Genomic DNA, 16,625 nt, shown 5'->3' with positions numbered 1-16,625 from the left:
AATTGAATCCTCATTATTAAATGTAGTGTGTGTTCCTTGCTTTATGTAATTCATATTTGAAACGATATTTCGAATAATAGAGCTTTTTCGCCTACTGATAGTAGCTCTGCTGATTATTGAAATTTTTAGTACTGATTTTTGCTCATTGTGATTCAATTTATTTATGAAGGATTTGACACTTATGTTTGAAAAAAATATAGAGGTTTTAAAGTATAACGATAAACATTATGTTGCAGATTTACAGAACATCTTCGAATACCCAAAGTTTATTTCTAAGAAATATTCTCGAGAAACATTTCAATTAGCAGATGGGGAAGTGTACCTTTCTAAAATTGAAATGGATCAAAGTGTTGAAATCTCGAACCTAAAGAAAGAAGTTATTTTTGTTTTTGGTATTAATGCAGTTGAAGAAATTCAATGGATTCAGCAAAATAAACATTGCGAGTCAATTATTATAATAATAGAACCTAATCCAAGTTTTTTTTCCTATGTAGTACAACAAAAAGATTTAGGGGAAGTATTCAAGGAGTCCAATGTATTGCTTTTTGTAGATAATAATATAGGGAATTTGAATATATTTTTACAAAAAGTATTTTATGACTTTAATTATCTCAAATACTTAAAAAACACAAATGTATACTTAACACATTATTATCGTGTGAAAGGACTTCAAACAGCTAAAGAAATGTTAAGTAATATTAGACAAATCATTTCAACGTTATTATTTAGTCTAGGAAATGATTTAGAAGATAATTTAATTGGTCTGGAGAGAAATTTTAATAATATTGATAATATCATTCGCTCTAAAGATATTTTAGCAGTGAAAGATATATTCAAAGGAGTACCAGCAGTAGTCGTAGCAGCTGGTCCGTCTCTTAATAATAATATAGAGGACTTAAAAAAAAATAAAGATAAGGTTATTGTGATTGCAGTTGACACAATTGCTCAAAAATTAATTACAGAAGGTATAGAACCTCATTTTATTTGTTCCATAGAGCGAGTACACCAAGTATATGATTATTTTTATGCAGATGTACAGTTGCCCGAAAAGTCAATTATCGTAGGGCCACCAGTGTTAGATAATCGTATATTTGAAAATACTAATAATGCTATATTAATACCATTCAGAAAAGGCGTATCTGAAACAAATTGGCTCCAAAAATTATTAGGGCTTTCAAATGAAACTGCTATTTCAATGGGGTATTCTTGTGCTAATATTGCTTTTAGTTTAGGGTGTTATTTAGGATGTAATCCAGTAATATTGGTAGGGCAAGATTTAGCCTACGGAGAAAGTGAAAAGGAAACACATGCTAGTGGTACAAAATATGATGAATTAAATGAGAGCAACAAGAAAATAGACGAATTTGAATTAACCCTTGGTTATTATGGGAAGCCTGTTAAAACAACCAAGATTTGGCTTCAATTTAAGCATTGGCTTGAAAGTGAAATCAATAGTTTGTCAACGACAGTAATTAATGCAACTGAAGGTGGAGCAAAAATTAACTTTGCAAAACAACTTTCCTTAAAAGAAGCTACAGCTAACTACTGCCAAAAAGATATCCCGGATATTCACAGTAAAATGAAAAAAGTCCCAATGTATAGTATAAGTAAAGAACAATATTTTGCTAACTTAATAGAAGAAATAAATTTATACGAAGAAATTAAAAATAAAAGTATCCATTATCAAAAAATATTAAATGCAATAAAACCGAGTAAAGATGTAAATAATTTATTGAAGTTAAGTGAGGATTTCCAAATTTTTCTCAATGGCGTAGTGAGTCAACCCTTGCTTTTACATAATTTGCAAAGTGTTGTTCTTCAATACTATTGGGCTTATAATGGTCGACTACAAATAATGGATCAAGAATATGTGAAACAGGAGATATTTGAACAGCAAAAATTACTCACAACAATTATTGAAGTGATTAATAGAATTTTGGCTATTTTAAAAACTCAAAAAATAAAAAAGGTTAATATTTAAGTAAGAAGGTGCAAAATGAAAATTTTAGTTACAGGAGCTGATGGTTTCATCGGCTCTCATTTAACAGAATCGTTAGTTCGACAAGGCTTTGATGTACGTGCCTTTGTCTATTATAATTCATTTAATTCGTGGGGATGGCTTGACCAATCTACTTTAGAGGTTAAATCACAACTAGATGTTTTTTCAGGAGATATTCGTGATCCATATGGTGTAAAAGAAGCAATGAAAGGCTGCACACATGTATTAAATTTAGCTGCATTAATTGCGATTCCATATTCATATCACTCGCCAGCAACATATGTAGATACAAATGTTACTGGAACATTGAATATTATACAGGCTGCGAAAGAACTAGGGGTAGAAAAAGTTGTACATACATCTACAAGCGAAGTATACGGTACGGCATTATATGTACCAATTAATGAAGAACATCCATTGCAAGGACAATCACCGTACTCTGCGTCAAAAATTGGTGCAGACCAGATGGCATTATCATTTTATCGCTCTTTTGATACACCAGTATCAATTATTCGACCATTTAATACATATGGGCCGCGTCAATCAGCACGTGCTGTTATACCAACGATTATTAGTCAGCTTGCAAGTGGTCGAACAACAATAAAGCTAGGTGCTGTAAGTCCAACACGTGATTTTAACTATGTAAAAGATACCGTTCAAGGTTTTATTTCCGTTATGAATTCAGAAAAATCAATTGGTGAAGTAATTAATATTGGATCTAATTATGAGGTTTCAATTGGTGAAACGGCTGAAATGATTGCAGATATTATGGGTGTTAATTTAACGATTGAGACAGATGAACAACGTATTCGCCCAGAAAAGAGTGAAGTAGAGCGTTTATGGGCAGAGAATAAAAAAGCAAGAGAGCTACTTGGTTGGGAACCACGTTATGGCGGAAAAGATGGTTTCCGAAAAGGTTTAGAAGAAACGATTGAATGGTTCACAAATCCTAATAATTTATCTCAATATAAGGCAGATGTTTATAATATATGAATAAACAATGGATGGAACTTGTAGAAAGTATTAAGCAGCTATATGGCAAAGATTTCGTAGCTTTACACGAGCCAACGTTTAATGAAAAAGAAGTGGAGTACGTAACTGATTGTGTAAAAACTGGTTGGGTATCTTCAGTAGGCTCATATGTTACCCGTTTTGAAGAGAGTTTAGCAAAATTTGTGGGTGTGAAACGTGCTGTGGCGGTTGTTAATGGCACAGCTGCTCTACATATTGCTTTAAAGGTTGCAGGGGTAGAAGCAAATGACGAGGTGCTTATGCCATCGCTGACCTTTATTGCTACAGCTAATGCGGTTTCTTATTTACAAGCAATCCCACATTTCATTGATGTAAATATGGAAACATTAGGTGTTAATCCAATGGAACTTGAAACATATTTGGAAGAAGTAGCAGAACTACGACAAGGTGAGTTATACAATAAGCAGACGAATCGTCGTATCAAGGCATTAGTTCCAATGCACACATTTGGTCATCCTTGCATGATGGATGAGCTTGTTGTTTTATGTGATAAATATAAGCTTGTACTTGTGGAAGATGCAGCAGAATCATTAGGTAGCTTTTATAAAGGTAAGCATACTGGAACATTTGGTAAAGTTAGTGCAATGAGTTTTAATGGTAATAAAATTGTTACTACGGGTGGTGGTGGTGCAATTTTAACAGATGATGAGACACTTGCTGATAATGTTAAACATTTAACAACTACAGCAAAAGTTCCTCACCGATGGGAATTTATACATGATGAAATTGGCTTTAATTATCGTATGCCAAATATTAATGCCGCTTTAGGATGTGCTCAGCTTGATAAAATGCAGGAGTTTATTACCCGAAAGCGTAATTTAGTGAGATCTTATGAGAAAATGTTTGAAAATATAGAAGGGGTACAATTATTTAAGGAACCTGCATATACACAAAGTAATTACTGGTTACAAACAGTTTTGTTAGATGAGAGTTATAATCGGGATGAAGTATTAGATTTTTTTAATAAGCAGGGTGTAATGAGTCGCCCTATTTGGACACCAATGCATGAACTTAAGATGTTTCAACAATGTCCAAAGATGGATTTGTTAGTAACTGAAAAGTTAAAAAAAAATATTATTAATATCCCAAGTACACCTATAAGCGAGGTATAAAGAGTGAAACGGAAGATTTGTGCTGTTACAGGGACACGGGCAGAGTATGGGTTATTATTTCCTCTCTTAAAAAAAATTCGACAAGAAGAGTTATTTCAGTTGCAGATACTTGCTACAGGTATGCATTTATCACCTGAGTTCGGCAATACCTTTAAACAAATTGAGTATGATGGATTTATAATAGATGAAAAAGTAGAGATATTATTATCAGCAGACACTGCTACAAGTGTAGTAAAATCTATGGGACTTGCTACCATTGGGTTTGCTGATGCACTTGCCCGTTTGCAGCCAGATTTAATTATTCTTTTAGGCGATCGTTTTGAAATGTTAGCTGCTGCTCAAGCTGCTCTTATTATGCAAATTCCAATCGCTCATATTCATGGTGGCGAATGCACTTTTGGTGCATACGATGATGCAATTCGCCACTCTATTAGTAAAATGGCTACGTGGCATTTTACTAGTACTGAATCACATCGTAAACGTGTTATACAATTAGGCGAATCTCCAGAGCGTGTATTTAATGTCGGTGCTATCGGGATAGAAAATATTATGAATTTGAAGTTGATGACGAAGGATATACTATTTGAGCAACTCCAACTAGATAAACAATTACCAATGTTTTTAATTACATATCATCCCGAAACAAATGGTGAAACAGATGGCATTTTTAAATTATTGAAAGCTCTAGAAAATTATTCAAATGTCAACCTGCTCTTTACGAAGTCAAATGCGGATAATGGTGGACGTAGGATTAATGAAGCAATCCAACAATTCACATTACAATATCGCAATGCAAAAATATATGATTCATTAGGGCAGCTAAAATATTTAAGTGCAGTAAAACATGCAGAAGTTGTAATAGGTAATTCATCAAGTGGATTGATTGAAGTTCCTTATTTAGCAACCCCGACAGTTAATTGTGGAATGAGACAAGAGGGGCGTGAACAACCAAACTCTGTGTTTAATACAGTACTTGATACAGAAGCGATTTGTCGAACTATTGAAAAAGCTAAAAAGTTTAACCATGAATATGACCGGATTTTTGGAGATGGTCAAGTATCAGAAAAAATTATTACCTTTTTACAAGGGTTACCGTCATTTTCTATAAAAAAGGAGTTCTATGACCTATGAACAAGACTTATATCATCGCAGAAGCAGGAGTTAATCATAATGGTTCACTTAAAATGGCGAAGGAGCTTGTAAAGGTTGCGAAAGAGGCGGGTGCTGATGCAGTCAAGTTTCAAACCTTTAAAGCAGAAAATTTAGTTACAAAACAAGCTAAGCAGGCAGAATACCAAGTCGAAAATTTAGGTGAAGCTACTTCTCAGTTGGTAATGTTAAAAAAGTTAGAGTTAACATATGAGGAGTTTGTAGAGTTACAAGTATTTTGTCAAATAGAGCAAATTGAATTTTTATCGACGCCTTTCGATTTTGAAAGTGTCGATTTTTTAATAGACAAACTAAGCATTGAAACAGTGAAGATCCCCTCTGGTGAGTTAACTAATGCACCTTTTATTCATTATATGGCTACAAAGCGTAAACCAATTATTTTATCAACAGGTATGGCGACGATTGAGGAAATTCACGAGGCATTAGCGTTTATCGCATATGGTTTAGTAAAGCCCTTAGAAACAGTTACAGTAGAATCTGTTCAAGAATTTTACGGTACAAAAGAAGCAAAGCAGGTATTACAACAATACGTAACACTTCTACATTGTACAACGCAATACCCAGCTCCAGCCTCTTCAATCAATTTAAGTGCAATGGAAGAAATGAATAGGATTTTCCGATTACCGATAGGCTTATCTGATCATTCTGAGGGAATACATATACCAATTACGGCCGTTAGTATGGGAGCAACAGTGATAGAAAAACATTTTACATTGGATAAGGCATTAGAAGGACCTGATCATATAGCCTCTTTAAATCCTGATGAGTTAAAAGCAATGATTTTTGGCATAAGAGAAATAGAGCAGGCATTGGGAGATGGAATTAAAAAACCGACATTTACGGAGCTTCAAAATCGAATTCCAGTACGGAAAAGCCTAGTTGCTAAAAAAGCAATTCGGCTTGGTGAAGTATTTTCACCTAGCAATTTAACTGTAAAAAGACCTGGAAACGGTGTTGAACCTTCAAAGTATTGGTCTTACATCGGAAAAGTTGCTTCAAAATCATATGAAGAGGATGAACTTATAGATGAGTAAGCCGATTATAATTATTGGAAACGGTGGGCATGCATCAGTATTGACAGAAATATTAGTATCTCAGAGGGAGAGAATATTAGGTTTTACTGCTCCTACAATAGAGAAAAATAGTTTTTCGATACCTTACTTGGGAAATGATGAAGTGATATTTAATTATTCAGCATCAGATGTTGAGCTAGTTCTTGGTATAGGAATGACACGGCCTTCATCATTACGTGAAAAAATATTTCATAATTTCTATAATAAAGGCTATCACTTCAAATCAATTATACATCCTTCAGCTATTATTGCCCCTTCAGTTAAGTTAGGACAAGGTGTTCAAATCATGGCTGGGGTTATTATTCAAACGAATACGACAATTGCCGATAATAATATTATAAATACAGGTGCACTAATTGATCATGACTGTCAAATTGAACAACATGTACATATTGCTCCAGGAACAAAGTTATCAGGCACTGTCTATGTACGACAAGGAGCCCATATTGGAACTGGGGCAACGATTATACAAGGAATGGAAATTGGTTCAAATTGTTTAATTGGGGCAGGATCTGTTGTTGTGAAAAATATTGCTGATGGTATGACAGCATTTGGTGTACCTGCAAAGGAAGTGTAAATAAAGTGAAGCAATGGGAAAAAATTTTGGTGACTAGTAAGCAAACGCTATTAGATACTATGAGAATTATAGATGAATCCTCTTTGCAATTTGCAGTTGTTGTAGATGAAGACCGACATTTACTTGGTACTGTTACTGATGGTGATATTCGTAGAGGTATTTTGCGAGGAGAAGGTTTAGATGTACCTATTGCAGCCATTATGAACTCTACGCCAACAAGTGCTAAAAGTGGACAAAAGCATTACAAATATAAACAATTGATGCATTCTAAACAGTTAAAACAACTGCCGATAGTAGATGGAGCGAATAGAATTGTTAATATTTTGTTTATGGATAAATTTGACCACTCTACAAATAAAAATACCGTTGTTTTAATGCTTGGTGGATTAGGTACAAGACTTCGACCTCTTACAAATGATATACCGAAACCAATGTTGAAAGTAGGAAATAAACCTATTTTAGAAACAATCATTGAAGGGTTTAAGCAATACGGATATACGAACTTCATTTTTTCAGTCAATTATAAAAAAGAAGTCATTCAAGAATATTTTCAGAATGGTGAAGACTTTGATGTAACGATTGAGTATGTGGAAGAAGATAAACGAATGGGAACGGCAGGTGCTCTTTCCTTACTAAAGCAAAGGCCAAAAGAGCCATTTTTTGTGATGAATGGGGATTTGCTTACACAAATCAATTTTGACCAGCTTATGCAATTTCATATAGAGCATCAGTCAATTGCGACAATGTGTGTAAGAGAGTATGAATACCAAATTCCTTATGGTGTTATTGAAACAAGTAGTACGGATTTAATCAAGATAAAAGAAAAACCAATTAATCGTAGCTTTATTAATGCTGGTATTTATGTACTGAGTCCAGAAGCTTTTGATTATATACCTGTAGATAGGTTTTATGATATGCCGACACTTTTCAATCAATTTATAGAACAAGGAAAGAAAACATCTGCTTTTCCTATCCACGAGTATTGGTTAGATATTGGACAAGTCGATGAATTTAAACGAGCAGATAATGAATATACAAAAATATTTATGAAAGAAGAAATTTTAAAATGAAAGCTTTAGTAATTGGATATGGCTCGATTGGACAAAGACATGTACGAATTTTAAGAGAGATGGGCATAGATGTTTCAATTGTTTCTAGAAGAGCTAAACAAGATTTAGATTTTTATCAAAGAATAGAATGTGCCTTTAAAACAAATCATTTTGAGTACATAGTAATTGCAAATGAAACTGTAGCTCATCTCAAAACTTTGAGAGAAATTATAGATAATCAATTTAAAGGGAAAATTCTTATTGAGAAACCACTATTTGCAAAAATGGAACCTGTTTATTTTGATAATAGTAACACATTTGTTGCATATAACTTGAGATTTCATCCATTAATTCAGAGATTGAAAGAGCTCTTAAAGGATGAGGAAGTTGTTAGTGTAAATACCTACGCAGGTCAATATTTACCTAGTTGGAGACCGAATGAAGATTATACAAAAGGATATTCTGCCTCTTCTGAACAAGGCGGTGGCGTTCTGAGAGATTTAAGTCATGAATTAGATTATTTAATGGAACTATTTGGTGAATGGCATTTACTAATTGCTAAAACTAACAAGATAAGCAAGTTGAATATTCAATCAGAAGATTATGTACATATTTCTTATAAGACAAATCAGCAAGTGCATATAGCATTAGAATTGAATTATTTAGATCGTATTACCCAACGGTTTGTTATTGTACAAACAAATGAGAAGACAATTAAAATTGATTTTATTGAAAATACTATAAACTGTAATGGCGAGATTCAGCGACTGACCAAAATTGATAGAGATTATACATATATTAAACAACATGAAGCTATATTGAATAATTCGGAAGGTTGTTGCACTTTTAGTGAGGGACTTAATGTTGTAAAAATGATTGAAGCAGTGGAAAAATCGTCGCTTTTGAAGGAGTGGGTGTATAATGACTAGAATTTGTACAATTTGTGCACGTGGTGGTTCAAAAGGTGTGAAAAACAAAAATTTGCGTGAGCTATTAGGTAAACCCCTAATTGCTCATAGTATTTTACAGGCAAAAAAAAGTAATCTTTTTGACATAATCACTGTTAGTAGCGATAGTGATGAAATTTTAAAAGTAGCAAAGCAATATGGAGCAGATTATACCATTAAACGTCCAGAAGAATTAGCAACAGATACAGCTGCAAAACTACCTGTAATTCAGCATTGTGTTGAACAAACAGAACAACTTAGTGGTTTGAAATTTGACACACTGGTTGATATTGATGCTACTTCACCACTGCGTACAGTTGAAGATTTGAAAAATGCTGTTGTAATGCTTGAGAATCATAACAGTGCTTCAAATCTAATTACGGGAGCACTAGCACGAAGAAATCCTTACTTTAACTTAGTTGAGGAACATGATGATGGTTATGTTCGACTGTCAAAGTCACTAGAAACATCCATTGTACGTCGTCAAGATGCACCAAAAACATACGATATGAATGCCTCAATCTATATTTGGAAACGGGAAGCTTTTTTTGAAGGACAATCTATATTTTCAAATAATACAATTTTGTATGTTATGCCAGAAGAGCGTTCTTATGATATTGATTCAGAATTAGATTTTGATATTGTTCAATTTCTTGCAGAGAAAAGAGGAAGTTTAATATGACATATGTTGATAAGTTCTCTTTGAGAGGAAAAACAGCAATCGTAACAGGAGGAGCAGGTATTTTAGGCAGTCACTTTTGCAAGGGATTAGCTGATGCAGGTGCCAATGTAGCAATAGTAGATATGAATATTGAAAATGCAACAATAGTCGCAAGAGAAATAGAGCAAAACTATGATGTCATAGCAAGCTCAGTATATTGTGATTTAACTTCTGAGCAATCTGTAAAAAAGATGGTTGAGGCTGTTGTTGCTAAGTTTGGTTCAATAGACATTCTTCATAACAATGCAGCTGGAAAATCTAGCAACTTGAATGATTTTTTTGCCCCTTTTGAAGAATATGAGTTAGATCAATGGAAAGAAATTATGAGTACAAATTTAGATAGTATGTTCCTTGTGGCAAAGCATGTTGGAAAAGTAATGAAACAGCAATGTACAGGAGGGGCAATCATTCAAACTGCTTCTATATATGGTGTTATGGGTCCAGATAATCGGATTTATGATGGCTCATATTATCTAGAGCGTCAAATCAACACACCAGCGATTTACTCAGCTTCTAAAGGTGGTGTTGTGGCACTTACAAAGTATCTAGCTACTTACTGGGCAAAAGATGGTATTCGTGTAAATACAATTACCCCAGGAGGAGTAGAAAGTGGGCAAAATGAAATGTTTAAGCAAAATTACGGAAATCGTGTCCCATTAGGAAGAATGGCACAAGCAGAGGAAATGGTCGGCGCATTAATTTATTTAGCTTCAGATGCTTCCAGTTATGTGACAGGGCAAAATATTTTAATTGATGGCGGGTTAAGTGCTTGGTAAAATCATTTAATATGAAAGACGAGGGATAATCATTAAATACGAAACACTAATTGCAAAAGACGGGAGCCCAACTTTAAAGATAAACGGATATAGTATATATGGTATGTATAGACCATATGAAGATGCTAAAAAGCTAATCTATAAAGAGGTAGATAAACCAATTAGGAAATATTTTTTATTAGGGCTAGGATTCGGGTATCATTTAAAGGCATTAACTGAATGTATAAAATCGTCGAATGATACATTAATTACGGTGTATGCATTGGATGAATATGAAGTTAGCCTTTATGAAAACTCCCCTATATATATGGATCTACAAAATGATTCCCGCATTCAAATTGTATGGCGTATTGAGGATTTGTACATAGATGAGGATACTCAATTGATTCTTCCTCAAGCATGGGTTAATGCAATGGATCGTAATCACCCACTTTATTTATTTTTAGTAGACATTAAAATGAAACAAAGAAGCTTTAAAGAGCTTCAAGAAATTATGTACGATAATTTCAAAGCTAACGTAGCACATGAGGAATTTGATATGCTTTTGTATAAGACATCTATTGATTCCTCAAAAATAGCCTGTTTAGTATCAAGTGGCCCTTCTTTACAAAAAACCTATCCTTATTTAGTAAAACATCGAAACAAGTTATATATTCTTTGTGTAGGATCTGCTTTGAATGCTCTACTAAACTTTGGCGTTATTCCTGATGCAGTGATTGTAACAGATTCCAATAGAATAACTATGCGGCAATTTCAAAATGTTAATTATAACGGTCCTTTATTTTATCTAAGTACTGCCTATAAGGACACGACAAGGATGCTAGATGGAAAGCGTTATATATTATTTCAAAAAGGATATCATGAAGCGGAACGGATAGCTAATAAATTACAACATCCATTACTAGATACAGGTGGTTCAGTGGCTACTACAGCAATCAGCTTGTTGGAAGTGCTTACATATAAACGAATCGTCTTATTTGGACAAGATTTTGGGTTTAAAGGGAATCAATCACATGTTTCTGGTTCAACCTCGGGAATTGTATATAATAAAACGAAAAATTTGTTAACAATTCGTTCTAATAGCGGCAAGGACATTTATACACAAAGGAATTTATATATGTATTTAAAGTGGTTTGTACATAAAGCCAAACATTCAAATTTACAGTTTTATAATACCGCTTTTGACGGAGCTAAAATAGAAGGTGTTCCATTTATTAGTGAATATGAATTTGATATGCTTGTTAAAGAGAGCAAGTAAGAACCAATTAATTTATAAAAACAAAAGATAACATAGAGTTTTTGAATAAAATGAGGTACTAAATTCGGAAATGTTCAAGTGAAAAAAGTATGTCTGTCACAATCGCGGATAAACCAGTTATCTACAAGGGATTCGCAAATGGGACCATTATGTTTAAGTTGATAGTTTCTACAAGTGCATCGCGGTTTCATAAGTAAAACTAACATACTAACATGTAATTTGATTTTAGAACGTTCGCCGTGACGGACTCCTAAGGTAAATATTTTTTGCCCACTATAATTGTGATTGAATTAATGGCTAATAACGTTTTTGGCATGTTCAACTAACGACGAGTTGCATGGCTTCCCAAATTAGAAAGCGAAGAATGATTCAACGATACAAGGTAGTTAATCGGACCCACATCCGCATCGTGGCAGCTACCAACCAAAATAGGGATGAGCGTTGGAACCGTACCTTTTCGTGGATATTATCGAGCTCACATAAGACCAATTGCCATTTTACCTTAGTAAGAAAGTTTTGAGTGAGCGAAACTAACTTTAATAACTTGTTATTCTGGTTTAAGAGGGATTCCTTATTTTGTAATTGTTTGTATAGTGACCAACATTTTACATCGGGATCTTTCTTTTTATTTAAATTTCCATTGAGTGAAGTAGATAATCAATAATAGTGGAAAATCATTACTTTTCAATTTTCTACTAGATGAATTCTTTTCTGACTTTGAACAAGCATCGAATAGCCATTTTTTTGAAGGTTAATGCAACTAAAATAATTTAACGTCTTTTAGAGCGGAAAAACATACTAATATATAGAAAAAATAGATGCCCATTTTTGTTTAACCAAAAACGTGAAACTTCATAAAATACTTCCGATAATACATATAAGAAATTCAAATGTTTAGGAGGTTATAGATAATGCGTATTGTTACTCAAGGGCAATCAATTGATACAGTGAGTGCTACAAATAATGCAAAAACAGTGACTATACAGGAGAATACAGAGCTTATTCGTACAACTGAATCTATACCACAAATCGGAACTACTGTTGGAGAAGAAAGAGATATTTCACCAGAAAAGCTGCAACAAGCAGTTGATGCGATTAATGATTTTCTAAATGTTAATTATAGTTCTTCCAAGTTTGTTTATCATGAAGACCTAGGACAGTATTATGTAACTGTAGTGAATCAAGATACTGATGAAATAGTTAAAGAGATTCCACCAAAAAAATTGCTTGATGCTTTCTATGAAATGCAGAAAATGGTAGGAATGATAGTAGACGAAAAAATATAAAAAAATATAGGAGGAAATAAAATGGTAACTAGAATTGGCGGTTTAGCTTCGGGGATGGACATTGATAGTATTGTTGCAAAGTTAATGTCTGCTGAACGAGCACCACTATACAAATTACAACAACAAAAGACAAAATATGAATGGCAACGAGATGCTTATCGTAGCGTAAATACAAAAATAGATACATTTAGTAAATATTTATTTGATAATTTTTTATTGTCTAGTAACTTTGTGAAAAAATCTACTACGATATCTGGTGCAAATGCGGATAAAGTATCGATTACTGCTGGAACAGGTGCATCAAGTTCTTTAAATATTCAAGGAGTCAAAGAACTTGCTACTGCAGCGACATCAGGTGCAAAAACAGTAGAACAGACTACATTTAGAAACGCTACAGACACTGATAATGTTGTAGATTTAGGAATAGCTCAAGGGAGTATTAACCTTAATATAGATGGGATAGATAAAACCATAACTATTGGTCCAAATACTAAAGTATCTGACCTTGTTTCTGAGGGCTTTACATATGATAAGAATACAGGTAGGTTTTCTTTCGGTGGAAAAAAGGTAGAAATAGCTGATGAGAGTAGTGCAACATTTTTAAGAGACCAGTTAGGTTTTACAACATCTTATGCGTCCACTGCAATAAAAATACAGGATCCTAATGATGCGAATAAGGAAATTTTAGCAAAAACTTCTACTACCCTCGGCGAATTGGGGATATTAGGATCTAGTTTAACTTTTTCTATTGGTGGTGAGGCATCCAAAACAGTAAACTTAGATCCTAATAAAACAATAGGGGAATTGGTTACTGATTTAAAAGCCGAAGGCTTGGATGCTTCATTTGATGCCAAGACAGGGAAATTAAATATTAAGACAAAAGAAGGGAAAACATTACAATTTGATGATGGGAACCAAGGGGATCTTGCTAAACTTGGTGTGTTACAAACTATAGGGGGCTCTTCAAAAGCCTTTTCTCAAGTAGAGATTGCTACACATGGGGGAACTTCTGAGATTCCTTCAGCAAGTACTTCACTACAACATTTAGGGTTATTAAATGATGGTAAATTTAAAATAAGCGCAGTGCAAGCTGATGGTAAAATGAAAGATACTATTATTGAATTTAAGGCAACAGATACGGTGGATTCACTTATTAAACGAATTAATTCTTCTGGTGCAGGTGTAACAGCTTTATTTTCTAATGGCCAAATGTCTATCTCAGCAAATAATACAGGAACTAATAAAGAGAATGTATCTGCTGATATTCAATTGAAAAGTGTTAAAACAGTAAATGAAGATCAATCTGAAACGATTGATAATTCTGGGTTTGACTTATTTAATAAACTTGGATTTGTTAGTAACACAGATGCTAACCCATCTGGAGAAGCAACAGTTAACATCTCTGGTAAAGGAACAAATGCAAAATATAAAATTAATGATTTAGAGATGGAAAGTCAAACCAACACAATAAATATCCAAGGATATTCTATAAAGTTAACTGGTACTTTTAATACTGATTATAGCTCTCTTACAGACGGGGTTTCGGTTTCGGCTTCTCAGGATACTGATGCGATGATGACAAAAATCAAAGAGTTTGTGACAACTTACAATGGGTTAGTTACTGATCTTAATAACTCTTTAAAAGAAACTAAATATCGTGATTATGCCCCCCTAACAGGTGAGCAAAGGGAAGGAATGTCGGAAAGTGATATCAAGTTATGGGAAGAGAAAGCTAGAAGTGGTCTATTAAGAAATGATTCTATTTTAAGAGATGGATTATCTAAAATGCGAGCAAACTTTTCTGGAGAGATAGGAGGATTAAGTGATAGAACAATAGACTCATTATCCGAAATTGGGATAACAACATCCTCTAAAGTTAGTGATGGAGGTACATTAGAAATTAATGAGGCTAAATTACGTGCAGCTTTAGAAAAAGATCCTGATCAAGTCGCGAAGATGTTTACCCAAATGGGGAAAGCAGAAGATACGGTCATTGATCCCGTGACTGGACAATCCAAAACTGTTGATACACGTGGAATAGCAAAACGTTTGAGAGATTCAATTGACAGTTTTAAATTACAAATTGAGAAAAAAGCTGGGCGATCTACAATGACTGACAGTCAATATAATATTGGTAAAAATATGATTGACATAGAAACTCGTATCGGTAGAATGCAAAAACGATTGGTAAGTGTAGAACAACGTTATTGGCAACAATTTACCGCTATGGAACAAGCAATTAACAAGGCAAATTCACAGTCTAGTATGTTCATGCAGGGCTAAAGTTTCGGAGTGGCTTCTAACATAGCAAGGTAGGGGAATAAAATGCAGCTAATAGATCAACTATTGCAGGCGTCAGCTAATTTATTTAAGCATTTGGGTGAAATTCCTAAAGGCGAAGACCGCGATGAATATATCGATACAATTAACAACATGCTGGACAAGCGTGGGACGATTATTGAAGACTTAATGAAAGAGGGCTTTCATTTCGATGAACAAAACCGCATTCATAGTACATTGCTCGAATTAGATAATGGAATTAAAGAAAGATTGTCTGCTATCATGAGCGCTGTGAAGCAAGACATGGCAAATCTACAAAAATCGAAAAAAAGCGAAGAGCAATATTTCAATCCTTATTCGAATGTTCGTGTGATGGATGGCATGTATTATGACAAAAAGAATTAATATTATACCTTAAATTCAGCGTGGTGGAAGTCGCCCGCTGAATGGAAGATAAAGCCCCGGCGGATGTCATGGATTTTAAAAGGAGTGAATTGTGATCGCGTAATTCAAAATCCAGACACAATTACGCCGAGGCGTAATTGATCAAATAGCTTTTCTTCGGAAAATGGTTTAAACTAGTAAATAAGTAACCTTTCAAAGGAGTTGTCCTTTATTGGCAGCAAATTTAACAGCACAAAATGCGTACAAACAAAATAGTGTAACCACTGCTTCCCCTGGTGAACTGACGTTAATGCTTTATAATGGATGCTTGAAGTTTATGCACAAGGCTAAACTAGCAATACAAGAGAAAGAAATAGAAGAAAAAAATACAAATCTTGTAAAGGCCCAGGCAATTATTGCCGAGCTAATGTCTACACTCAATATGGATATTGAAATTTCGAAACAAATGCTTCCTCTTTATGAATATATGAATCATCGTTTAGTCGAAGCGAACATTCAAAATGATGTAGCCATTATTGAAGAAGTAGAAGGATTGGTGACGGAATTCCGCGATACGTGGAAGGAAGTTATTCGCATTAATCGACAACAGCAGTTTGGTCAAGGAAACAGCGGACAAATTTAGACACAACGAGTGGCCATCTTCAATGGGTGGTCTCTTTTTTATGGCAAGAATCATCAACTAAAAATTATCACTAAATAGTCATAAATTAGGCTATTCAACGGTAAAATATGTTACTTATTCCCTCTGGTTGTAAGTAGGGCAGCGTGTCATAATCAAAGCAATATCAATGTTTAATATAGTACTGGGGTGGGAATATGATCTTTAAGCGTCAAGAAGGCTTCCGCTTTAAATTCGAGGAGCCTATTCAAATAACTTTTGCTATGTATGAGAATGGAAAGGTCAATCATGGACAGACAGCCATGGCAGACTTGCTGGATA

Annotated in this window: 15 protein-coding genes; all 15 read left to right on the top strand. The window is 34.1% G+C overall.

Annotated elements, in window-relative coordinates; genetic code table 11:
• Positions 1–181 precede the first annotated feature (181 nt).
• The 15 genes from RT445_RS06800 (at position 182) to fliS (ending at position 16,307) form a co-directional block, all read left to right on the top strand.
• A complete protein-coding gene (locus RT445_RS06800) occupies positions 182–1,981 on the top strand; it encodes a motility associated factor glycosyltransferase family protein (RefSeq protein ID WP_312504891.1) in 1,800 nt (599 codons plus the stop codon).
• Between the two features lie 15 nt (positions 1,982–1,996).
• Complete coding sequence (locus tag RT445_RS06795) at positions 1,997–2,992, top strand: NAD-dependent 4,6-dehydratase LegB (protein WP_312504890.1); 996 nt, start codon at positions 1,997–1,999, stop codon at positions 2,990–2,992.
• Positions 2,989–4,143 carry a LegC family aminotransferase gene (locus tag RT445_RS06790; RefSeq protein WP_312504889.1) on the top strand — a complete coding sequence of 385 codons (1,155 nt, stop codon included), beginning with the start codon at positions 2,989–2,991 and terminating at the stop codon, positions 4,141–4,143. Before RT445_RS06795 ends, RT445_RS06790 begins: the two co-directional genes overlap by 4 nt.
• Positions 4,144–4,146: 3 nt before the next feature.
• A complete protein-coding gene (gene neuC, locus RT445_RS06785; RefSeq protein WP_312504888.1) occupies positions 4,147–5,274 on the top strand; it encodes a UDP-N-acetylglucosamine 2-epimerase in 1,128 nt (375 codons plus the stop codon).
• Complete coding sequence (gene neuB / locus RT445_RS06780; protein WP_312504886.1) at positions 5,271–6,347, top strand: N-acetylneuraminate synthase; 1,077 nt, start codon at positions 5,271–5,273, stop codon at positions 6,345–6,347. The genes neuC and neuB overlap by 4 nt, the downstream gene beginning before the upstream one ends.
• Positions 6,340–6,963 carry an acetyltransferase gene (locus tag RT445_RS06775; RefSeq protein ID WP_312504885.1) on the top strand — a complete coding sequence of 208 codons (624 nt, stop codon included), beginning with the start codon at positions 6,340–6,342 and terminating at the stop codon, positions 6,961–6,963. The genes neuB and RT445_RS06775 overlap by 8 nt, the downstream gene beginning before the upstream one ends.
• Before the next feature lie 5 nt (positions 6,964–6,968).
• Positions 6,969–8,033 carry a nucleotidyltransferase family protein gene (locus RT445_RS06770; RefSeq protein WP_312504884.1) on the top strand — a complete coding sequence of 355 codons (1,065 nt, stop codon included), beginning with the start codon at positions 6,969–6,971 and terminating at the stop codon, positions 8,031–8,033.
• Positions 8,030–8,941, top strand: coding sequence for a Gfo/Idh/MocA family protein (locus RT445_RS06765; RefSeq protein WP_312504883.1), 912 nt, complete (start codon positions 8,030–8,032; stop codon positions 8,939–8,941). Before RT445_RS06770 ends, RT445_RS06765 begins: the two co-directional genes overlap by 4 nt.
• The gene (locus RT445_RS06760) at positions 8,934–9,641 is read left to right on the top strand and encodes an acylneuraminate cytidylyltransferase family protein (RefSeq protein WP_312504881.1); all 708 of its coding nucleotides are present in this window, start codon (positions 8,934–8,936) and stop codon (positions 9,639–9,641) included. The genes RT445_RS06765 and RT445_RS06760 overlap by 8 nt, the downstream gene beginning before the upstream one ends.
• On the top strand, positions 9,638–10,456 hold the full coding sequence (locus RT445_RS06755; RefSeq protein ID WP_312504880.1) for an SDR family oxidoreductase: 819 nt from the start codon (positions 9,638–9,640) through the stop codon (positions 10,454–10,456). The genes RT445_RS06760 and RT445_RS06755 overlap by 4 nt, the downstream gene beginning before the upstream one ends.
• A 262-nt stretch (positions 10,457–10,718) precedes the next feature.
• Positions 10,719–11,714 carry a motility associated factor glycosyltransferase family protein gene (locus RT445_RS06750; protein ID WP_312504878.1) on the top strand — a complete coding sequence of 332 codons (996 nt, stop codon included), beginning with the start codon at positions 10,719–10,721 and terminating at the stop codon, positions 11,712–11,714.
• Positions 11,715–12,625: 911 nt separating this feature from the next.
• Positions 12,626–13,000: a flagellar protein FlaG gene (locus RT445_RS06745; RefSeq protein ID WP_312504877.1), complete on the top strand. Its 375-nt coding sequence runs from the start codon at positions 12,626–12,628 to the stop codon at positions 12,998–13,000.
• Between the two features lie 21 nt (positions 13,001–13,021).
• Positions 13,022–15,283: a flagellar filament capping protein FliD gene (gene fliD / locus RT445_RS06740; RefSeq protein ID WP_312504875.1), complete on the top strand. Its 2,262-nt coding sequence runs from the start codon at positions 13,022–13,024 to the stop codon at positions 15,281–15,283.
• 42 nt (positions 15,284–15,325) lie between these two features.
• Positions 15,326–15,685, top strand: a complete 360-nt coding sequence (gene fliT / locus RT445_RS06735; protein WP_312504874.1) for a flagellar protein FliT — start codon at positions 15,326–15,328, stop codon at positions 15,683–15,685.
• A 211-nt stretch (positions 15,686–15,896) separates the two neighbouring features.
• Entirely contained in the window at positions 15,897–16,307 is a 411-nt protein-coding gene (fliS, locus tag RT445_RS06730) for a flagellar export chaperone FliS (RefSeq protein ID WP_312504873.1), read from the top strand.
• Positions 16,308–16,625 lie beyond the last annotated feature (318 nt).

Source organism: Lysinibacillus sp. (assembly GCF_032093475.1).
Classification (GTDB): Bacteria; Bacillota; Bacilli; order Bacillales_A; family Planococcaceae; genus Lysinibacillus; species Lysinibacillus irui.
This window is presented reverse-complemented; position numbering and strand designations above follow the sequence as displayed.